Below are 20,428 nucleotides of genomic sequence, written 5' to 3' on the forward strand. Positions count from 1 at the left end.
AGCGAAAACTATGTTCGACGCAATTCTCCACCCCTTCGCGTGGGCCATCTCGTGGCTGTGGGTGTGGATCCACGACTTCCTGGTGCTCGTTGGAATGTCCTCCGGCTCCGGTATCGCGTGGGTCCTGTCCATCGTGCTGCTCACCATCCTGGTGCGCATCGCCATCATCCCGCTGTTCCTCAAGCAGATCCGATCCTCGCGCGCCATGCAGGCCATCCAGCCCGAGATGCGCAAGATTCAGGACAAGTACAAGGGCAAGAAGGACCAGGTCAGCCGTCAGAAGATGATGGAAGAGACCCAAGCCCTCCAGCGCAAGCACAAGGTCTCGCCCTTCGCCTCCTGCCTGCCGATGCTCGTCCAGATGCCCGTTCTGTTCGGCATGTACCGCGCGATCATCGCCGTCTCCTCCATCTCCGCTGGCACCTACATGTACCGAGGCGAGGCTGCTGACCACCTCGGCCCGCTCACTGAGTCCGTGTCCACCGAGATCGTGAACTCGACCGTCTTCGGTGCTCCGCTGTCGCGCACCCTGCGCGAATCCACGGGGGATCCGCTCATCGTCGGCGTCTTCGTCACCGCGATTGTCCTCATGGTGGCCCTGCAGTTCTTCTCGATGCGCCTGTCCTTCCAGCGCAACATGCCCGACCTGGGCAACAACCCGATGGCTCAGTCGCAGCGCTCCATGATGTACGTGATGCCGCTGATGTTCATCTTCTCCGGCGTCTTCTTCCAGATGGGCGTCGTCATCTACACGGTGACGGCCTCCTTCTGGGCCCTCGGCCAGTCCTTCTGGACCGTCAAGGTCATGCCGACCCCCGGCTCCCCGGCCTACGCCGACCTGCTCTCCTCGCGCGAGTCCGCCTACCAGGAATGGGCCAAGCCCTTCTTCCAGAACTACGACCGTGAGCGTGCCGCCCTGGGCACCGCGTCCACTGACTCGCGTGTCGACGAACTCAACGAGCGCACGCTCGCCGAGGTGCGCTCCAAGGCCAAGAAACAGCACGTCGCTTCCGACTTCCCGGCCTCCATGACTACCGGCGAAATCATCACCGTCTACCGCAACCTCGCCTTCCAGAAGTGGACGACCCTGCCCGACGAGCAGTGGATGCACGGCCTGACCCTCGCCGTCGAAAAGCGCCTCGCTAAGCAGGAAGCTTCCGCCCAGCGTGCCGAGCTCCAGAAGCAGGTCCGCGAACGCCGTACCCTCGAGCGGGAGGCCGCCCAGGCATCGTCCGAGTCGACGCCTGCCCAGGACACGAAGGACAGCACAAACGGCTCCCTGAGCGCCGAGGAGATTGAGCGCCGCCGCGTTGAGCGCCGCAAGGCCCGCCGCCGCTCCGGCAAGAAGCGCTGATTGACAATTCACGGTCCCGGAACCCGAGCGGGTACCCTGGATCCCAGCAAGACCCCATTCCCCACCACGGAGGACCCGTCATGAGTGACGACAACGCAGGCAAGCTCACCCGCCTCGAAGAAGAAGGCGAACTCGCCGCCGACTACCTGGAAGAACTGCTCGACATCGCTGACCTTGACGGTGACATCGAGATCGACGTCGAGAACGGCCGCGCATCCGTCGAGATCGTCGCCGACGATCCCGAGGCTCTCGAGCGCCTCGTCGGCGAGGATGGCGAGGTCCTGGACGCGCTCCAGGAACTGACCCGCCTGGCCGTCCAGACCGAGACCGGCGAGCGCTCTCGCCTCATGCTCGACATTGCCGGCTTCCGCGCCGAGCGCAAGGAAGAGCTGCAGGACATCACGCGCGAGGCCATCGCCCGCGTGCGCTCCACCGGTGAGGCCGTCAAGCTCGACGCCATGAACCCCTTCGAGCGCAAGGTCTGCCATGACGTCGTCGCCGAGGAGGGCCTGACCTCCGAATCCGAGGGCGTCGAGCCCCATCGCCGCGTCGTCATCCTGCCCGAGGAATCCGACGGTGAGTGAGAACCCGAACGGGACGGGAAGGGGTCGCCAGGTGGGCGACCCCTTCGTCCCAGAAGAACCCACGCAGGCAGTCCGTGACTTCTTCGGCCCCGCCTTTTCCGACGTCGCGGAATACGCGCGCATGCTCGAGGAGGAGGGCGAGCTGCGCGGCCTGCTCGGTCCGCGCGACATGGAACGTATCTGGTCGCGTCATATCGTCAACTCCGCCGCCGTCCTCGACTTCATGCCCCGCAAGGAGGGGCGCGAGGTCCTGGACGTCGGCTCCGGCTCCGGTTTGCCTGGCATTGTGATCGCCGCGTGTCGTCCTGACCTGCACATTCACCTCGCGGAGCCCATGGCGCGCCGCGTCGAGTGGCTTGAAGAGGTCGTCGAGGGCCTGGGCCTGGATAACGTGACCGTGCATCAGGCGCGTGCCGAGGAGCTGCGAGGCAAGGGCAAGGCCGACGTGGTCACTGCCCGCGCCGTGGCGAACATGAGCAAGCTCGTGCGCATGACCTCCAAGCTCATCGCGCCGGGTGGTTCGCTCGTAGCGCTCAAGGGTCGTCGCGCTCCGATTGAGGTGGACGAGGCCTCGGCTGAGCTACGCCGTCACCACCTGCGTGCAGAGATACACGAGGTTCCCTCGATCATGGAGGAAGAGTCGACGTACGTGGTGGTCTGCACCCGTATCAAGTAGGTTTTGCTAAAAGTGATGGCCACCACATTATAATGTGGTGGCCATCACTTTATTGCGAGTGAGCCTTTCATCTGCATGTTTTTGTGGTGCCGTTGTGTCGTTTCGGTGCTTGTGTGATCGGCCCTCGCGACCAGGAGAATCGATCCTACAGAACAATTTTTTTCGGTGTGTGATGCAATGTGTCGTGATTCCTGTGTGTATTCATGCATCGCGGGCTTTCGATGCTGTTAGTGTCGGCGGTGGCCCGTAGACTAGAGGCAGTAGCTAGGAAGGTGTCACGTGACAGCAGAAAACACCCCTCTGTCCTCTCAGATCGAACGCAACATCGCTGATTTGCGTATGCTCGCAAACGCCGAGTATCGCAAGCCCGCGTCCACGCGCATCATTGCAATCGCCAACCAGAAGGGCGGCGTCGGTAAGACGACCTCGGCCGTTAATCTGGCTGCTGGCCTGGCAATGGGTGGTCTGTCGGTGCTTGTTATCGATGCAGACGCGCAGGGCAACGCCTCCAGCGCGCTCGGCGTCGCGCACCCCGTGGGCACACCATCGACGTACGACGTGATGATCGGGGGAGCAGAGCTGGAGGATGTTGTCCAGCCGTGTCCCGATGTCGAGGGTATCCTCGTGTGCCCGGCGACAATCGACCTGTCGGGTGCCGAGATTGAACTGGTTGACGTGCCCGGGCGTGAGAGTCGCCTGAAGGCTGCGCTCAGTCGGTACGTGGCGACGCATCATGAGATCGACATTATCCTCATTGATTGCCCACCCTCGCTCGGCCTCGTGACGCTGAACGTCATGGTGGCTGCCGACGAGGTTCTGATCCCCATTCAGGCCGAGTACTACGCCCTCGAGGGCCTGAGCCAGCTCTGGAATACGGTCGAGCGCGTCGGTGCGAGCATGAACCCCGGTCTGCGCGTGTCGGGAATGCTCCTCACCATGTCCGACAAGCGCACCCGCCTGTCCGAGGAGGTCGAATCCGAGGTGCGTGCGCACTTCCCGCATCACACGTTCCAGACGGTGATTCCCCGCAGCGTTCGCATTTCCGAAGCCCCGAGCTACGCACAGACCGCCATTACGTACGATCCGCGCAACGTTGGTGCTATCGCATACCGAAAGGCCGCCCTCGAGCTGTGCGATCGGCTTGCCGCCGCACTGTAAAACAGTGTTTCACGTGAAACATTGGCTCGTAGCCTGGGTTTTCCGCAGTTTGGAACGTAGTCGTCACGATTCGTGACCATAAGTTCAATAAAGTGATCAAAGCCGCTCATCACCTGAGCGCAATGCATTGTTTCACGTGAAACAATAAACGCACGCAATTGAAGGAGTTATGCAATGGCGGATGCAACACCGAAGACTGAGGGCCGCAAGGGCGCTCGCAAACACACCGGCCTCGGCCGCGGTCTTGGCGCTCTCATCCCTCAGGCAGGTGAGCAGAAGCCACCGACACCGCCCGCCCCTCCTGCACGTCCACTCGACGTCTTCTTCCCTGAAGGCCCTGCCGCCAGCGGTAGGGGAGGATCCGCAAAGGATCTCCTCCAGCCTAAGCGCGCCACGGCCTCGTCGAAGAAAAAGCGCCACGCAATGCCCACCCTGGACATTGGCACGGCACGCCGCACGGTGAACGCGTCTAATCCTCTTGGCTCTGGGACCAATGGCTCAGCTCCCGACCAGAGTGGTTCTGCCCCGCGTGTTGTGCCCGTCGAACCCGTCGCCCAGCCTGTTCCGAATGTTTCACGTGAAACATCTGAGGAGAATGAGCTTCTGCCCGTGCCCGGGGCATCCTTCGCCGAAATTGCTATCGATCAGATCGTCCCCAATGCGAAGCAGCCTCGTGAGGTCTTCGACGAGGATGACCTGAAGGAACTGTCCGCCTCCATTAAGGAGGTCGGCGTTCTCCAGCCCGTCGTCGTTCGCAACATTCCCGCCACCGGTCGTTCCGAGAAGCTCCAGGAGTACCTCGCCGAGAAGCCCGACGCGCGTTACGAACTGATCATGGGCGAGCGCCGCCTGCGTGCCTCCGAGCTCGCCGGCGAGACCACGATTCCAGCGATCATCCGAGAGACCGACGACGGGGATCTACTCCGTGACGCACTCCTGGAGAACCTCCACCGGGCCCAGCTCAACCCGCTGGAAGAAGCGAGCGCATACCAGCAGCTCATGGCCGATTTCGGTGCGACTCAGGAAGAGCTCGCCAAGCGGATCGCCCGCTCGCGCCCGCAGATTGCCAACACCCTGCGCCTGCTCAAGCTCCCCCCGACCGTCCAGAAGAAGGTGGCCGCACAGGTCATCACCGCGGGCCACGCCCGCGCCCTGCTGTCCCTCGACACAGCAGAAGACATGGAACGACTCTCGGAGCGCATCGTCGCGGAAGGCCTCTCAGTGCGCACCACTGAAGAGATCGTCCGAGTCGGCAAGGCCAAGGCCACCCCGCGCCCGCGCGCCCGCAAGCAACAACCCCTGTCTGCACTGGGAGAGAGCGTCGTGACGGCCCTGTCCGACGCTTACGACACGCGCGTCTCCATCACGGAAGGTCGAAAGAAGGGTCGAATCGTCATCGAATTCGCAGGAGCAGACGACCTCCAGCGAATCGCAGACCTTATTCTCCACTGAGTCACCTTCGTACACGTCTCAGCAGATCAGCCGAAGTATGTTTCCAATCATACATTTTCCGGTCTAATCCGTGGCTCAAACTACGCTTAAACTACTCTTAAGGATCCGGCGTCGGATCCTCGCAGTACTAGAAGGAGCGAAAGGCATGCACGCCCCAGGCAGTCCGCGCACCGTGCTTTTCGATGTCGGGGGAGTCCTCGTTGATTCTCACCCCGATCCCGCCATCATCGCCCGCATGTTCGGAGACGAATCGCGAGGCCTCACAACACTCGTCGACCAAGCAATGTGGACACACCGCGGCGACTACGACGCCGGTCTTTCCGACCGCGACTTTTGGGACCGTATCGCCGGCGACTGCGGACAGGACGAACCATCCGCAGACCTACTCAAAGCCCTCGTGGAACTCGATTCCTCACGTATGGCCGACGCAAACGAATCCACCCTCACCCTCGTCCGACTCCTGCGACACCAAGGCATACGCGTCGGCATCCTCTCCAACGCCCCGTACCCCATCGCAAAAGCAATCCGCCGCTCCGAATGGGGGAGCCTCTTCGACTTCTTCGCCTTCTCCTGCGACTACGGCATCTGCAAGCCCTCCCGCGGCATCTACCGCGACGTACTCCACCGCCTCGGAACTCCCGTCGAAGACGTCGCCTTCATCGACGACCGTCGTGAAAATGTTCGCGCCGCTGAACTGATGGGCGTCAAAGGCATCTTGTGGACAGGACCCGAACAGGCCGAGGCGCGCCTCAAGGAACTCGGTTTCCTGTTCTGAGGCACGCCTCAAAGAACTCGCTTTCCTGTTCTGAGGCACGCCTCAAAGAACTCGGTTTCCTGTTCTGAGGCACGCCTCAAAGAACTCGCTTTCCTGTTCTGAGGCACGCTTTCGCATTTTGTTGCGCGTGACGAGCGAATGTGTGCTGCTCATCCGTGCTTGGGGGACCTTCGGACCCAGCCAGCTGTGTGAGTTTCGGTCGCCGCGGGGCCTGCCCGCCCGCTCGCCGTCCGCGCCGCGAGCCTTCGGCTCGGCGCGTCGTCTCGAAGCCCGGCCAGGCCCTGCAGGCCCCGCGGCGACCTCCACTTAGACGGTTGTGAAAGACAGTCAGAACCCGCGGCGACCTCCACTTAGACGGTTGTGAAAGACAGTCAGAACCCGCGGCATCCTCCACTTGGACGGTCGATCTCGAAGCCCGGCCAGGCCCTGCCGACACCCCCGGCACTGTAGTCACCGCAGCGTTCCCCACGTAGACGGTTGAGATACCGACCGATGACGTAGGATCCAACGCGGATCGTTCTCGGAGACACGAAGGGTCCGGGAGGACAGCAGTCCTCCCGGGCCCGGTGCGTCCCGCAGGAGAGTGGTGTCGCTACTCGCCCTCGACGGGGGCGTCAGCGGAGTGTTCTGACTCCTCCGACGAATCGGCCGACTCGGCAGCATCATCCGCTGCCCCATCAGCCACGCGACCACCCGCCACGAAATCAACGATGTCGGCGCACAACTGCGCGAACGACGAATCCTCGAGCGCATCCGCCGCCTGGGGGAGGAGCGACGTATCCGTCATACCAGGCGCAACATTGGCGTCAATAAACCAGCACGTCCCATCCTCATCCACCACAAAATCCATGCGCGACAAGTCCCGCAGACCCAGCGTCGTGTGCGCCTCAACAGCTGCGGCCTGCATGTCAGCCAAGGCCTCGGGAGAGAAACGCGCCGGAACGAAGTACTCCGACTCATCCGTCGTGTACCGCGCATCGTAATCGTAACGGCCATCATCCGTCGCAATCTCAACCGGGGGCAGAGCCACCGGCCCACCCTCCAGATCCACGACCGACACGGCCACATCGCGGCCCTCGATACGCTGCTCAACCATCAGACGCTGACCGTACGCAAACGCATCCACCATCGAACGACGCAACTGCTTCGCATCATGCGCCGTCGAAATACCCAGCGCCGAACCGCCATCCGTCGGCTTAATGACAACCGGGAACGACACCGACCCCTCCAGCGCAGACAGCACATTCGACGCACCCAGCTGGCGGAAAATCGCCTGCGGCAGCGTCACCCAACCCGGCGTCGCCAGCCCCGCCGAACCCAGTAGAGCCTTCGCCGTCGGCTTATTCGACGCCAACATCGACTGCACCGACGACGAACCCACAAAGGGAATCCCCACCGATTCCAGGAACGACTGCAACGAGCCGTCCTCGCCAATCGACCCATGCACGAGAGGCCAAATCACGTCAGGAGCGAACGACTCGATCGCCCCCGCCAGCGACGCATCCACATCCGAAATGACAACCTCGTAGCCGGCCTGCGCCAGAATATTCGCGACGCGACGACCCGAACGCACCGACACATCACGCTCATGCGTCAACCCGCCCGAAATAATCAGAACCTTCGTAGCCATAGTGTTGTTACTCCTTCGCAACCTTAACGAGCCGACCCAGCCCCGGCCTCGTCCGTTGAAGCCGTGCCGAACATGTCAACCATTTCCTTCTCAGCGTTGACGACCGTCGAGAGGCGGCGCACGCCCTCGCGGATTCTTTCCGGGGTGGGGTAGCAGAACGACAAGCGCATGTGATTCGACCCCTGCCCGTCGTAGAAGAACGCCGTACCCGACACGTAAGCGACCTGGGCGCGCACCGCGCGCGGCAGCATCGCCTTCGCATCCAGACCCTCGGGCAGCGTCACCCACGTGTAGAAGCCACCGTCCGGCACTGTCCACGAGCACGACGGCATGAACTCCTCAAGCGCCGTCAGCATCGCGTGAGCGCGCTCCGCGTACATCGAGCGGAACGTCTTCACCTGCCCGTACCAGTCGTAGCTGCCCAAGTAATCCGCGATCGCCATCTGACCCACCATCGACGGGCACAAAATCGCCGACTCGAGAGCCAGCACCAGCTTCGCGCGGATCGCGTGCGGCGCGTACGCCCAGCCGATGCGGAAGCCCGGCGCGAACATCTTCGAGAACGAACCCAGGTACACGACCCCCTCCGGGCTGTACGAGGCGATGGCCGGCAGGGGATCGCTATGGAAGCCGAGCAGGCCATACGGGTTATCTTCGACGATGAGGACGTGCTCGCGCAGGCAGATCTCCGCGATGATCGGGCGGCGCTCCGCCGACAGGGTCACGCCTGCCGGGTTGTGGTAGTTCGGGATGATGTAGATGAACTTGATCGTCCGACCCGACGCCCGCACGTTGCGGATTGTCTCAGCCAAGGCCTCGGGAATGATGCCGTGCTCATCCATCGGCACGTGCACGACGTCCGCCTGGCGTGCGCGGAACACGCCGAGCGCGCCCACGTACGAGGGGGCCTCGGCGAGGATGACGTCGCCCGGGTTCACGAAGAGTTCGGTGACGAGGTCGAGTGCCTGCTGGCTGCCCGTCGTCACCACGACGTCGTCCGGGTCGGCACCGACGATACCGTCGTAGCTCATGACCTCCGTGATGTGCTCGCGCAGGACCTCCCAGCCCTGGCCGTTGCCGTACTGCATGGCCTGCGCGCCGTGGTTGCGGATCAGCTTTTCCGCGGACGCAGCGAGCTTATCGAGGGGGAGGTCCTTCAGGTTCGGCATGCCGCCCGCGAGGGAGACGACCTCGGGACGGGAGACGACCGAGAAGAGGGCGCGGATCTCGGATGCGCGCAGGTTCAGGGCTTGGTCCGCGTAGACGTCGTACCAGGGATCGAGGCGGTTGCCCTGCGTGCGCGACGAGCCGGACGAGGCCGGGGTCGCTCCGTGTGTTGAAGGCTGAGTCAATGGGTGCCATCCTTTGCGTGGAGTCGCGTTATGCGTATAGGTAAAGTGTGCCACTTTCCTGGCTGCGTGGGGCGACGAGGCCCGGGTGACGGTCACATGTTTCACGTGAAACACTGTCGGTGGCGCGGCCAGTGTTCCGGGTGCCGCGTGGGTCTGGCCGGGGGCGTGGGTGGTCCGGGCACTGGTGCTGGTCACGTGGATACGATTGGGTATCGGCCCGGGGAGTTGCACGTGGGGGAGTGTAAGGGTGGCACGAGTGCCAAGGTCGGGACCTATGAGGTTGATGGGGTCAAGGTTGAGCAGGGGTCGGCTGCCTACGTGGGGGATCGCCTGGCCACGGACGTGGATTTTCATCAGAAGATGCGTGAGAACCCCGAGTTGTGGGAGGCCATTAAGGACGGGCGCATCACGGTGCATTCCGACATCGCGATCGCCCGCAGTGGGAACGCAGGGAGAATAGTCTTTAAGACCGTGCCGATTGAGCTGGACCCGGTCCACATCGCCCGCATCGACCAGGCCATCAAGGGCTACTAAAGGAGCATCATGTCGTTCGAGTTCACTGTTCTGCCGGATGAGCGTTTCATCGAGATTCTGGAGGCCTGGGTGGACTCACCCTGGCCCAAAACAGCTGAAGAGGGCTACGCGCTGCGCGACCGTTTCGGGTGGGTGCCTGCCGAGGATAAGCCGAGTTTGTTTACTTCGGATGTTCGTCCCGACGAACTATCCTCGAGCTTCTCTGTCAGTGGTGGAAACATTAGGTCAATGCGTGTGCCGATCACTGATATTGCGCCGGAGGAGGCTCGTGGGGACTCGTTGGCGGATACTCTGGTGATTTATCGGCATTTCTGTGAGATTTTGGTGCGCCGGTACGGTAAACCCAAGCAGCGCAAGAACAGTAATGGTCATTACCGCTCGAATTTTGTGACGTCTCAGGGTGTTGGCGTAAGTGTTGGGGGCACCATCGCTCATGTGAGTTGTGTTGTTGAGTCTCCTGAGGAGATGTTTATCGCCAGCGAGTATGCGCGTCTTGTTGCCAAGGGCTACATCTCAGAGGACGAGTAGCCACGGCTAGGCGCAGACGGCCTAAGGGCTGTTGCGGGGTGTGTGCTGCCGGATCTTGTCTGGCCGAAGGGGGTGTTGCTGGGGCTGGTAGGTTTGGTGGTGTCGGGCGGTGTGGGATGGTTATGACTCGTCCTGTGCGTGTTGTTGGCGTCGACCAGGCTATCAAGGGCCTGTGAAGGAGGATCATGTCCTTTGAGTTCACTGTGTTGTCTGATGAGCGTTTCATCGAGATTCTCGATGCGTGGGTGGACTCGCCCTGGCCCAAAACCGCCGAAGACGGCTACGCCCTGCGCGACCGCTTCGGATGGACACAGAAGGAAGGGAAGCCCAACGTCTTTACTTCTGACGTTCACCCAATAGGGTTTCCTTGTTACTTCACCAAAGGGAGTGGCTCGATCGGAACGTTCAGTTTTTTGATCACTGATATTGCGCCTGAGGAGGCTTGGGGGTATTCGTTGGAGCCGGCGAAGGTGATTTATCGGCATTTCTGTGAGATTTTGACGCGCCGGTATGGGAAGGTGAAGCAGCGTAGTAGTAAGAAGGAGCGTTATCGTTCTACTTTTGTTACCCCGCTGGGCGTGGGCGTGAGTGTGGGCGGCAATGATGCTCTGGTCAGTTGCATTGTTGAGTCTCCTGAGGAGATGTTTATTGCGAGCGAATACCAGCGTCTTGCTGCCAAGGGGTATATCTCGGAGGACGAGTAGCCACGGCTAGCCGTGACTGGTCTCAACCGGGGGCGCGAACGCGGATTGTTTCACGTGAAACAATCCCGGCTCTTCGCCTCAGTGCAGACGCAGATAGGGCTAGGAAGTGGCCGACGTGTCGATAGGTGAACTAGCTACTGACGGCGACGAAGCCGAAGGAGAGTGAGCGGATCCGCCCGATGGACTTGCCCGTCATGGGGGAGTAGGGAAGTCGTCAGGAAAGGTCTATCCGTAGCTTTCGGGAGCGTCGTCGTGAGTGGATACAAAAAGTCCGCAGCCCAAGGGGTCTGCGGACTTGCGTGGAATTCCGGCGTGGCTGGAATTCGCTCAGTGGCGGTCGGCCTTGCGCGAACGCTTCGCGTCGGCGAGCTCGTTGAGCTGGTCGATGTGGGCCTGGGCAACCATGACGTCGATGGTGGAGAACATGAGTGGGCTCCTCGTGGGATCGTATCGGTGATTGTGTCCCTGCTTGACGAGGCCGGGGATCGCCCGGCGGTTCTCGTACGTGGAGCGTGCCAACGCGGGTAGCGTCAGCGCGACCCTGCGTGTCAAACAAGAAAAAGCGCCGGACGAGCTTGGCAGCTGTGTCAGGCGCTTGATGGCTATAGTTTATGCCTCGGTTTTTCGGCAATCAACCGCTCGGACAGTTAGATCCATCGCAGCGAGAATCAAGCAATTGCAAAGGAAAATGGCTGTTCGCATAGCTTTCGAGCGATGGCGGATGGATGCAAATCACTGCGTAGCCGGTCTGGTTGTGCGGAACAGGTGTTTTGAGGGGTGTTGGAGGCGGGCGTAGTGGCGGGGGAGTCATGTCAGGACTAGAATGATAACGATTCTCATTCAATGACTGTATCTAGAGGACCCATGAACCCCACGACACACAGGAGCCCGGGCCGCGCAGCTGCCCGGGCCCTCGCCGCAATGAGCCTCGCGGCAGCATCCTTCCTCGCACCAACAGGAGCACACGCCGCCGACGAGGCAGGCTCTGGACTCGACTCCGCCACCGAAACAGCAGCAGCCGAGGAAGCGGCGCACGAAGCCTCCAATACCCAAGCAGACAACGCAGCCATAACCGACGCGACCACCACAGTTACGACCGACCCAGCCACCGACAACGCTGACTCGGCCGACACAACCGACGCGACTGTCACGACCGACGCGGCCACCGACAACGCAGCCACCACAGCTACAACAGATGCGGCCGCGACCGCGACGGATGCGACCGCGATGGCGTCGGCTGCGACGGACGCCGCCACGGCCTCGGGAACCGGGGGAGTGACCACCTGCAACGTCATGCGCACCCCGCCCGACGGTACCACCGCCACCCTGAACCGCGGCCACGCGGACATCTTCGACCTCACCTCTGACGCGGCCGGTGCGCTCACCCTGCGCATCAAGGAGGACGCCACCGGCTCCGGCGTCCTGCGCGAACCCGAGAAGACCCTCCTCGCGATCCCCGCGAGCACGCTCACCCAGATTCCCGATGCCGTCAGCCAGACGACCGGCGCGCCCGCCGCCGCGTACCTACTCGGCCAGTCCGGCGACAACCAAGCCACCGTCCTGTGGCCCGGGTGGGACACCCTGGGCATCGCCGCCGGCGGATACGACGCCGCGCGCTTCCACATCACCTACTCCGGGCCAGCCGACGGGCGCATCTACGCCTTCACATCCAGCTTCGCAGAAGGCCTGAAGGCGGTCACCGCCGACGGCAGCTACGACCTGGCCCCGGGCGGCGACGACATCGACCAGCCCTACGCCGCCCACAAGCACGTCAACTGGCTGTTCACGCGCGCCGGCCGCTACACGCTGACCGTCCAAGCCAGCGCCTGGACCCCCGGCAACACCGGCACCGCCAACGCCGTCGCACCCACCCGCACCTACACGATCGACGTGGCCGACGAAGCCACGTGCCTCGCCGAGGCCGGCCTCACCCCCGGCGGTAATGGCAACCCCGCAGCCCCCGCGCCCGGCGTCGATCCGGGTTCCACGGACGCCCAGTCGGGAGCCGGGCAGTCGGGCGCTGACGGGGATTCGACCCCGGACACCACAGACCGCTCCGCTTCCGACACCGGCGCTGGAGCGAACGACCCCGCCCAGACCTCGGGCACAGGTCTGGGCGCGGGCAGCAGCGGGGGAGCGGGCACCGCCTATGGCGTCACCACCTCAGGCACCACGACCTCGGGCGCTCGCACCACCACGTCGTCAGGCGAACGCTGCATCCCCACCCGCGTCACCCGCGAGGCAACGGGAACCGAATCCGCTGCCCCGGCCTCGTCCCAAGCCCCCGCCAACACCGCACGCACCACGCTGACCGTCAGCGTCGGCGAGGGTGCATCCGGCAACGCGACCGAGGGACACTTCGACCTGGGGCCCGCCATCGAAAACGGCAGCCTCGTCGCCCGCATCAAAGACGACCGCACGCAGCCCGCGCAGTGGGTCGACCCATCAACCCTGACCTTCGCGCTCGGTGAGGCCGCGCGCATCACCGCGCCCGCAGACCTCGGCTTCGTCGCCACCGTCGGCTCCAGCGTGTGGCTCATCCCCTCCACCCAAATCGCGGGTGTTCCGTGGCTGGGCCTGAACTCCCAGCGCGAAGAGATCGTCACCGGAACCACCGGCGGCGTCCAATTCACCCTCGACGCCGTCGAAGGACCCGGCCGCGTCGCCGTCTTCAACGCGGGCGCGCTCGGCTCCGGCGTCGGCGAGCACGTGTTCGACGGGCCCGGCTCCAGCTACACGCTCGGCCCCAACACGCACGCCCACCAGAACTGGGTGTTCACCGCGCCCGGAACCTACACGCTCACCATCTCCATGCGCGTCACCCCCACCGGCGCGGCCCTGACCGGCTCCGGCTACGGCAGCAGCGGCGAAGTCACCGCCACCGGCGCACTCGGCACGAGCAGCCGGCCCATGGCCTCCCAGGTCGTCGGTCGCACCGCCTCCGGCAAAGACTGCGACCTCTCCCTGGCCATCACCGGCGCCGACACCATCCCGCTGGCCGTCGTCTCGCTCACGTGGGCGCTGACCGGCGCGGCCTGCGTGTGGGTCAGTTCGATCGGCCGACGCAGAAACGCGCGAGCGTTCTCGTGAGCACTCATTCACGAGGCATCCTCTCCTTCCTCCCCCGCCACCCCTCCCGTGGGTGGCGGGGGAGCGGGTGTGGACTCGCCGCAGCGATGTTCGCGCTTACGGCGGGGGTCGCCGGGTGCGCGCCCGCTCCCGACCCCGCTCACGATGGCGAACTGCGCGTCGTCGCCACGACCGGCATCCTCGCCGACCTCGTCCGCAACGTCGCCGGAGACCGCGCCCACGTCACCCAGATGGTCCCCAACGGGGCAGACCCACACTCGTGGGAACCCTCCCTGCGCACCATCCGCGACGTGGCCTACGCGGACGTCGCCTTCTCCAACTACCTCATGCTCGAAGAACACGCCCTCATCCGCGCCCTCGACTCCAACCTGCCCGCCGGCTCACGCTCCGTCTCCGTTGCCGAGGAAGCCGCCAAGAACGGCGCCACCATTCTCCCCCTCGTCGAAGACCGAGCCCTCGACACCCCGTGGCTCGGCATGCGCGTGTGGGGCGACGGCACCGACATGGGAGCCACTCGCGCCTCGCAGATCGACCTGACGACCACCGGCGTCGACGGACCCGGCCAGGCCGCCGCGTACCTCACCACGTCGTTCGGGCAGCCCGAGATTGCCTTCGCCTCCTCCGACGGCTTCAACGCCGCCGCCGGATACGACACCGACACCGCGCAGCTGCCCGCCGACGCCCACCAACACATGAGCTGGGCGTTCACCGCCCCCGGCGTGTACCGCGTCCACTTCCGCGCCAACCTGCGCACCACCCCCGGTGCCACGCCGGTCAGCGTCGGGGAAGGCACCGCCGTCTTCGCCGTCGGCACCCCGCCCGAAGACGTCGCCGCCGCCGAAGGACGCCGCATCCTCTCCGCCGGCCACGCCGACATCACCGTCAACCTCACCACCAAGCGCGTCGAACTCGCCTCCGACGCCGACGCGCTGAGCGGGGACGAGGCCTCGGCCCCCTGCGTCGGCGCATCCAGCGCCGGGGCGGTCGTCGCCTCGACCATGGAATGCACAGACCTCGACCACGTCGTCATCGAAGTGCCCACCCGCGCGCTCACGACCATCCCCGGGGAAGCCTCGTTCCGATTCATCGGCGAGGCCGGCACCAACGTGTACATGCTGCCCCAAGCAGTCCTCGGCAAGCACGTCCACGGCGACATCGACCCCCACCTATGGCACGACGTCCACAACGCCCAAGCCTACGTGCGAGTCATCCGCGACTCGCTGATCTCCGTCGACCCGGGCGGCGAGGCCACCTACCGGACCAACGCCGCCACCTACCTGACGCGCCTCGACCAACTCGACGCCACCATGGCCTCGACCATCGCGACAATCCCATCCGAGCGACGCAAACTCGTCACCACCAACGACGCCTACGCGTACCTGGCGAACGCCTACGGGCTCACCGTCGCCGGATTCGTCGCACCCAACCCCAGCGTCGAACCCTCCATCGCCGACCGAATCAAACTCCAAGCCACCCTGTCCGACTCCTCAATCCCCGCGGTGTTCCTCGAACCCAACCTGGCGCGCACCCGCTCCACCCTGCGCACCGCCGCCACCGACGCGGGCGTGGACATCTGTCCCCTATACGGCGACACCCTCGACGACCAAGCACCCACCTACATCGACATGATGCAACACAACGCCCGCTCACTGGCACGATGCCTGGGCGGCAAGGAGATGCCATGAAACTCTTTTCTTCCCAGTCTGATGCCGGCCGTCGGCTCTTCACCACGGGACTACCTCTTCCGGTCGGCGCGGGGCCTGCCGCCGCCCCCGGGGCTAGCCGGCGGCCTCGCAACACGCCCGGCCAGGCCCTGCCGCTGCCCCCGGGACTACCGCTTCCGGTCGGCGCGGGGTCTGCCCGCCCGCTCGCCGCCTCGCCGCAAGCATCGCTCGGCGTGTCGTCTCGAAGCCCGGCCAGGCCCTGCAGGCCCCGCGCCGACCTCATGTGGCAAACCATCATGCCGCCCACGGAACAGAGTGGGCGGGCGTCTCATCTCGAAGCCCAGCCAGGCCCCGTCACCGCCCCCGGGGCTAGCCGACGGCCCCGTCTGGGCATGACGCTGAGTGCCCTCCTCGTGTCAGCTCTCCTCTTCATCGTGGGTGCCCCCTCTTCTGTTGCTGACCCGAGTCCCGACCCCGACCTCGCGCAAAGCGTCGCCGCGCACGAGGAGTGGAGAGGCGAGGCCAGCGAGATCAGCGCCGGACACGTCGACCTCGGACCCCGACTGATCGACGGGCAGTGGCGGGCCGGCCTGCGCCACGACGCCGAGAGCGGCGCCGTGTGGCGCGACCCCAACCAGACCGTCCTCCGGGTCAGCGACGCAGCCATCATGACCGCGCCCGACTCCGCCGACTACCCGTTCCTGGCCGACGTCGCGGGCAAGCCCGTGCACGTCATCCCCCAGACGCAGAACCCGAGCGTCGTGTGGCTCGGCTGGAACACGCAGGACCCCGCCGTCACGGCCACCATCGACCGCGGCCTCACCATGCGCGTCGGCCCCGTGAGCGGGCCCGGCCGCGCGTGGCTGTTCCTCCAGTCCGGCACCTTTGGCAAGCCCCTCCTGCTCGCCGACTCGGGTGCCGCCCCCGGCGACGTGTGGATCGACTCGGGCACGCACGTGCACGCCAACTGGGCGTTCTCCGCCCCCGGCACCTACACGGCGACCGTGACCTTCCTGGGCACGACCACCGCCGGCGAGGCCGTCAACGCTTCCACGACCTTGCGCTTCGCCGTGGGCGACGCCGCTTCCGCGTCCGAAGCCCTGGCCATGGCTGCGCCCGCCGCTTCCGGTTCTGGTTCCGGTTCTGGTTCCGGGGCTCCGGCCGCGGGCACCTCCCAGGGCCCTGGCTCCTCCGAGTCGACGTCGTCCTCGCCCGAGGGTGGCTTGCCCGACTGGGCCTTCCTCGCGATCATCGTCAGCGTCGCCCTCTCCCTCCTCGTGATCGGCGCGCTCGTCGTTGCGCGCTCGCGCCGCAGCCGCGCCGAACAGGCTGCCGCCATCGCCGAGGCTGACTCCCTCCTCTCACCCCTGCCCACCGCCCGCGGCGAGGGGAACGAGGAAGCAGCCACGGCCTCGTCCCAGAGTGCTGGAGTATCTGGTGTGGGCGAGAGCGCTGAGGGCCACGGCCTCGGCAATGGGGGAGGGGAGCAGTGAGCCAGCTGCGCGTCACCTCTTTGGGGGCGTCCCTGGGTGGGCGCAGCGTCCTGACGGGCGTCGACCTGGAGGTCGAGGCCGGGGAACTCGTCGGACTCATCGGACCCAACGGTGCCGGAAAGACCACGCTGATTCGCTCGATCCTGGGACTCATCCCCTCCAGTGGCAGTGTCGAGACCGACGGCGCGATCGGCTACGTGCCGCAGCGCCACGAATTCGCGTGGGACTTCCCGATTAGCGTCCGCGACGCCGTCCTCCAGGCCGTCACCGTGCGGCGCGGGCTGCTCGGGCGCGCTCGGACGCCGCACTTCCGCGCCGTCGAGGAGGCCCTGTCCCTCGTCGGCATGCGCGACCTCGCGAAGCGACCCATCGGTGAGCTGTCCGGCGGGCAGCGCCAGCGCGTCCTCGTCGCCCGGGCCCTCGCGATCCGGCCCGCCGTGCTGCTCCTCGACGAACCCTTCACCGGCCTCGACATGCCCACCCAGGAGATGCTCATGGACCTGTTCCGCGCGCTCGCCGACGGGGGGCGAGCCCTCCTCATGACGACGCACGACCTCATCGGCGCGCGCGCCGGCTGCGACCGCCTCTACCTGCTGCGGCGCACGATCATCGCGTCCGGGCGACCCGACGAACTCGCCGACGCCGACCCGTGGATCCGCGCCTTCGACGTGCGACCCGACAACCCGATCCTCGACGCCCTAGGAGTGCGCGCATGAGCGCCGTGATCCACGCGGGCGGCCACGGCCTCGTCGCCGCGGCGGACTTCCTGAGCCCCAACGACTTCTTCCGTGACCTGACGAACCCCGCGCTGGCGTTCCTGCCGCGCGCGCTGCTCATCGCGGTCGTCGCCGCGCTCGTGTGCGGCAGCGTCGGCGTGCACGTCGTCCTGCGTGGCATGGCGTTCATCGGGGATGCCGTCGCGCACTCCGTGTTCCCCGGCCTGGCCATCGCGTTCGTGTGCGGTGGATCCCTGGTGTTCGGAGGTGCCCTCGCGGGCGTCGTGACCGCCGTGCTGGTGGCGCTGTTGGCGCAGAATCGGCGGCTCAAGGAGGACTCCGTCATCGGCGTGCTCTTCGTGGGCGCCTTCGCGCTCGGCGTCGCGATCATAGCGCGGGCACCCGGGTACGCGGGGAGCCTGCAGGACTTCCTGTTCGGGTCGATCACGGGCATCCCGGCGTCGGATGTGCCCGTGGTGCTGGCTGGCGCTTTGTTCGTGCTGCTCATGCTGTTCCTGGCGCACCGACCCATCGTGGCCGTGACCCTGGACCGCGAGAGCGCGCGGGCGGCGGGCGTGCACGTGCTGCTCGCGGACCTTTCCCTGTATGTCGCCGTGGCCCTGGCCGTCGTGATTTCCGTGCAGACGATCGGTAACGTGCTGGTGCTGGCACTGCTCGTGACCCCCGCGGCGACCGCGCGGCTCCTGTGCGACCGCCTATGGACGATGATGATTCTGTCGCCGGCCCTGGGGGCGTCGGGTGGCCTGGTGGGCCTGTACCTGTCGTGGTCGCTGGACGTGCCCACGGGTGCCACGATCGTTCTGGTGCTCACCGCGTGCTTCGTGCTCGCCTGGGTCTTCGCGCCGAGGCATGGGGTCCTCGCGCGGAGGCTGCGGGAGAGGCGGGGGTGAGGTGTTGCTTGTGGTTGCGCGGCGCAGGTGCGCGTGACTCATTGAGCGGGGTGCTGCCGAGGGGCGGTACCCCGCTTGTTGTTCGCCGTGGTTGAGTGCGTGCTTGGCGCCTGGTTGCGTGTTTGCTGGCGTGTGTGCCTGTAGGCGCAGGCGTCGAATGTTTCACGTGAAACAATTCGAGGGTGACAGTTGATTTGGGACGAGGCGTGGGCGGGTGCTGGGTGGGTTTGAGTCGGGTTTTAAATAACTGCGCGGGCGGCGCGTGGCATTGCTTGTGCTGTCCATCGAGCGAGTGTAGAGCCTGTTAGGCATGGAGCGATTGTTTCACGTGAAACACATGTTTATGGGGCTGGTATCTGTTTCTGTTGCGGCCTCGAGGTTGGGATGTTGCTCGATTCTATGAATCATAGATGCCCCTCTATGAGGTTCTATGACGCAAAATTGGGCTTCTATGATCTATGAAGGGGCCTCTATGACATAGAAACCCCCTTCTATGACATAGAAATGGGGTTCTATGAGATAGAAAGGTGCTTCTATGAACTGAAGTGAGTGGCGGGGTTGAATCCATGGTTGACGCGGATTGCGCTGTGATCGCATCGGGTGTCCTTCACGGTGTGTTTCCCGAATGCTGCGCTGATTCCGGATGGGGACTTGACGTGGCTTGGCGGTCTCGGGCTGGAGGCAGCGACCGGTTTGAATCGACGTCAGAAGGAAGCGCTGGTTGACATACGCCATGGGCGTACCTGGAGCAACGGGGAGTATAGGGAGCATTTTGGTGTGACCGCTGAGGAAGCGCGCTCGGAGCTGCGCGACCTCGTGTCACGAGGCCTGGTGACGTCCACGGGTCAGCACCGCTGGGTGCGTTACGAGCTCGCTGTGAAGCCGTGACCGTGGTGTGATTCTGGTTCGGTGGCCTTAGGATGCCGGGATAGCTGCGGTGGTGATGTGGGGGAGTGATTCTCGGATTGATGCCCGTGTCGTCGTCGGTGACGATGTTGATGCGGGGATTGTTTCACGTGAAACATTCTGGTATTGGCGGGCTAGCTGGATAACTTTGGATCATATCCTTGTGGATAGGTACTCCTGCTTTTCCTGTGTGTTGAAGAAGTGGTCAGTCGCTCTGCATGTCTTAGCTCAGCCATGCCGCTGAGTATTGGTATCAGGTATGTTCAGGATCGATCCACTCGATATTGCGCATGATAAATGAGTGATCATCTTGTTCTGTAAGGAGTATGCGAATCGTAAAGTAAGATTCGTCTTGTGCTTCGCTTGACTCAATTGCGCGCACAGTTGTGTATTCATGGGTATCGTTGGTTGGTCCTGTAGCATAAAACCTAGCACTCTTTTGAGACATTGAGAGCTGCATACATAATCCTGAGATGCCGCTGGTTCGTAGGTGACAAGCGAAGGCTCTATTCCCGTCTGGTTGGATGTTAAGCTCCAAGGGTGTTGTAACGATTCTGTTTTCATGATAGTTTCGCATGTCCTCGACAAAATGATCGCAAAAGTCTTCATCTTGGCATAGCGCCATAAGATCATCCGTGTCACCCGTGTTAAATGCGTATTCCCACAAGTCGACGAACCATACCGCAGTTACTTGAGCACCCACTAAACCTCCCTCGTAAAGGCCGTTCGGGGGACTGGGTTTGGTGATCTCAGCCTGTGTAGGTACCGGGGATGGCGTATCTCTTGACTGTAGGTCCCCAGACTGGCTATCGGTGGACTGTGGGGTGTTAGATTGAGCTGATTGCTGACGATCCTTGGCCTCGGCATTAGCCTTGGTGTTGAATACCCGGAACCCAAGAAG

The 20,428-nt window shown here is 64.2% G+C and carries 18 protein-coding genes; 14 read left to right on the forward strand and 4 right to left on the reverse strand.

Annotated elements, in window-relative coordinates:
• Positions 1–10: 10 nt before the first annotated feature.
• From yidC to O3932_RS09315, 6 genes are all read left to right on the forward strand, one after another.
• The gene (gene yidC, locus O3932_RS09290; protein WP_371537944.1) at positions 11–1,354 is read left to right on the forward strand and encodes a membrane protein insertase YidC; all 1,344 of its coding nucleotides are present in this window, start codon (positions 11–13) and stop codon (positions 1,352–1,354) included.
• Between the two features lie 80 nt (positions 1,355–1,434).
• Positions 1,435–1,938: a R3H domain-containing nucleic acid-binding protein gene (locus O3932_RS09295; RefSeq protein WP_296502501.1), complete on the forward strand. Its 504-nt coding sequence runs from the start codon at positions 1,435–1,437 to the stop codon at positions 1,936–1,938.
• Positions 1,931–2,614 (forward strand): 16S rRNA (guanine(527)-N(7))-methyltransferase RsmG, encoded by a 684-nt coding sequence (gene rsmG / locus O3932_RS09300; protein ID WP_291449856.1) that lies wholly within the window; start codon positions 1,931–1,933, stop codon positions 2,612–2,614. The genes O3932_RS09295 and rsmG overlap by 8 nt, the downstream gene beginning before the upstream one ends.
• 279 nt (positions 2,615–2,893) lie before the next feature.
• Positions 2,894–3,772 carry an AAA family ATPase gene (locus O3932_RS09305; protein WP_314568222.1) on the forward strand — a complete coding sequence of 293 codons (879 nt, stop codon included), beginning with the start codon at positions 2,894–2,896 and terminating at the stop codon, positions 3,770–3,772.
• Between the two features lie 174 nt (positions 3,773–3,946).
• A complete protein-coding gene (locus tag O3932_RS09310; protein ID WP_371537947.1) occupies positions 3,947–5,224 on the forward strand; it encodes a ParB/RepB/Spo0J family partition protein in 1,278 nt (425 codons plus the stop codon).
• Positions 5,225–5,369: 145 nt separating this feature from the next.
• Positions 5,370–5,999 carry an HAD family hydrolase gene (locus O3932_RS09315; protein ID WP_371537950.1) on the forward strand — a complete coding sequence of 210 codons (630 nt, stop codon included), beginning with the start codon at positions 5,370–5,372 and terminating at the stop codon, positions 5,997–5,999.
• Positions 6,000–6,591: 592 nt separating this feature from the next.
• Here O3932_RS09315 and O3932_RS09320 read toward each other — a convergent pair.
• Entirely contained in the window at positions 6,592–7,629 is a 1,038-nt protein-coding gene (locus O3932_RS09320) for a D-alanine--D-alanine ligase (protein ID WP_009647662.1), read from the reverse strand.
• A gap of 23 nt (positions 7,630–7,652) precedes the next feature.
• On the reverse strand, positions 7,653–8,981 hold the full coding sequence (locus O3932_RS09325; RefSeq protein ID WP_009647655.1) for a PLP-dependent aminotransferase family protein: 1,329 nt from the start codon (positions 8,979–8,981) through the stop codon (positions 7,653–7,655).
• 231 nt (positions 8,982–9,212) lie between these two features.
• On the opposite strand from O3932_RS09325, the gene O3932_RS09330 reads away from it, so the two are divergent.
• The 3 genes from O3932_RS09330 to O3932_RS09340 all read left to right on the forward strand — a co-directional run bounded on the left by O3932_RS09330 (position 9,213) and on the right by O3932_RS09340 (position 10,747).
• Complete coding sequence (locus O3932_RS09330) at positions 9,213–9,515, forward strand: hypothetical protein (RefSeq protein WP_371537955.1); 303 nt, start codon at positions 9,213–9,215, stop codon at positions 9,513–9,515.
• 9 nt (positions 9,516–9,524) lie between these two features.
• Positions 9,525–10,043: a DUF6301 family protein gene (locus O3932_RS09335; protein ID WP_371537958.1), complete on the forward strand. Its 519-nt coding sequence runs from the start codon at positions 9,525–9,527 to the stop codon at positions 10,041–10,043.
• Positions 10,044–10,228: 185 nt separating this feature from the next.
• Complete coding sequence (locus O3932_RS09340; RefSeq protein ID WP_371537960.1) at positions 10,229–10,747, forward strand: DUF6301 family protein; 519 nt, start codon at positions 10,229–10,231, stop codon at positions 10,745–10,747.
• Positions 10,748–11,074: 327 nt separating this feature from the next.
• On the opposite strand, the gene O3932_RS09345 is transcribed toward O3932_RS09340, so the two are convergent.
• A complete protein-coding gene (locus O3932_RS09345) occupies positions 11,075–11,266 on the reverse strand; it encodes a hypothetical protein (protein ID WP_371537962.1) in 192 nt (63 codons plus the stop codon).
• 345 nt (positions 11,267–11,611) lie between these two features.
• On the opposite strand from O3932_RS09345, the gene O3932_RS09350 reads away from it, so the two are divergent.
• From O3932_RS09350 to O3932_RS09370, 5 genes are all read left to right on the forward strand, one after another.
• The gene (locus O3932_RS09350; protein ID WP_371537965.1) at positions 11,612–13,837 is read left to right on the forward strand and encodes a TIGR03773 family transporter-associated surface protein; all 2,226 of its coding nucleotides are present in this window, start codon (positions 11,612–11,614) and stop codon (positions 13,835–13,837) included.
• Positions 13,838–13,923: 86 nt separating this feature from the next.
• Positions 13,924–15,522, forward strand: coding sequence for an anchored repeat ABC transporter, substrate-binding protein (locus O3932_RS09355; RefSeq protein ID WP_371537967.1), 1,599 nt, complete (start codon positions 13,924–13,926; stop codon positions 15,520–15,522).
• The gene (locus tag O3932_RS09360; RefSeq protein ID WP_371537970.1) at positions 15,519–16,994 is read left to right on the forward strand and encodes a TIGR03773 family transporter-associated surface protein; all 1,476 of its coding nucleotides are present in this window, start codon (positions 15,519–15,521) and stop codon (positions 16,992–16,994) included. The genes O3932_RS09355 and O3932_RS09360 overlap by 4 nt, the downstream gene beginning before the upstream one ends.
• A complete protein-coding gene (locus tag O3932_RS09365) occupies positions 16,991–17,710 on the forward strand; it encodes an anchored repeat-type ABC transporter ATP-binding subunit (RefSeq protein ID WP_296502458.1) in 720 nt (239 codons plus the stop codon). The genes O3932_RS09360 and O3932_RS09365 overlap by 4 nt, the downstream gene beginning before the upstream one ends.
• Entirely contained in the window at positions 17,707–18,621 is a 915-nt protein-coding gene (locus O3932_RS09370) for an anchored repeat-type ABC transporter permease subunit (RefSeq protein ID WP_371537973.1), read from the forward strand. Before O3932_RS09365 ends, O3932_RS09370 begins: the two co-directional genes overlap by 4 nt.
• 1,159 nt (positions 18,622–19,780) lie before the next feature.
• Here the strand turns inward: O3932_RS09370 and O3932_RS09375 are convergent.
• The coding region (locus O3932_RS09375) for a hypothetical protein (RefSeq protein ID WP_371537976.1) at positions 19,781–20,428 on the reverse strand (648 nt) is incomplete at its 5' end.

It is taken from the genome of Pauljensenia sp. 20925_1_25, assembly GCF_041433955.1.
GTDB lineage: Bacteria > Actinomycetota > Actinomycetes > Actinomycetales > Actinomycetaceae > Pauljensenia.

Coding starts and splice junctions, on each gene's coding strand:
- yidC (WP_371537944.1), top strand. CDS start 11: ATGTTCGACGCAATTCTCCACCCCTTCGCGTGGGCCATCTCGTGGCTG.
- O3932_RS09295 (WP_296502501.1), top strand. CDS start 1,435: ATGAGTGACGACAACGCAGGCAAGCTCACCCGCCTCGAAGAAGAAGGC.
- O3932_RS09310 (WP_371537947.1), top strand. CDS start 3,947: ATGGCGGATGCAACACCGAAGACTGAGGGCCGCAAGGGCGCTCGCAAA.
- O3932_RS09315 (WP_371537950.1), top strand. CDS start 5,370: ATGCACGCCCCAGGCAGTCCGCGCACCGTGCTTTTCGATGTCGGGGGA.
- O3932_RS09320 (WP_009647662.1), bottom strand. CDS start 7,629: ATGGCTACGAAGGTTCTGATTATTTCGGGCGGGTTGACGCATGAGCGT.
- O3932_RS09335 (WP_371537958.1), top strand. CDS start 9,525: ATGTCGTTCGAGTTCACTGTTCTGCCGGATGAGCGTTTCATCGAGATT.
- O3932_RS09340 (WP_371537960.1), top strand. CDS start 10,229: ATGTCCTTTGAGTTCACTGTGTTGTCTGATGAGCGTTTCATCGAGATT.
- O3932_RS09350 (WP_371537965.1), top strand. CDS start 11,612: ATGAACCCCACGACACACAGGAGCCCGGGCCGCGCAGCTGCCCGGGCC.
- O3932_RS09355 (WP_371537967.1), top strand. CDS start 13,924: ATGTTCGCGCTTACGGCGGGGGTCGCCGGGTGCGCGCCCGCTCCCGAC.
- O3932_RS09360 (WP_371537970.1), top strand. CDS start 15,519: ATGAAACTCTTTTCTTCCCAGTCTGATGCCGGCCGTCGGCTCTTCACC.
- O3932_RS09370 (WP_371537973.1), top strand. CDS start 17,707: ATGAGCGCCGTGATCCACGCGGGCGGCCACGGCCTCGTCGCCGCGGCG.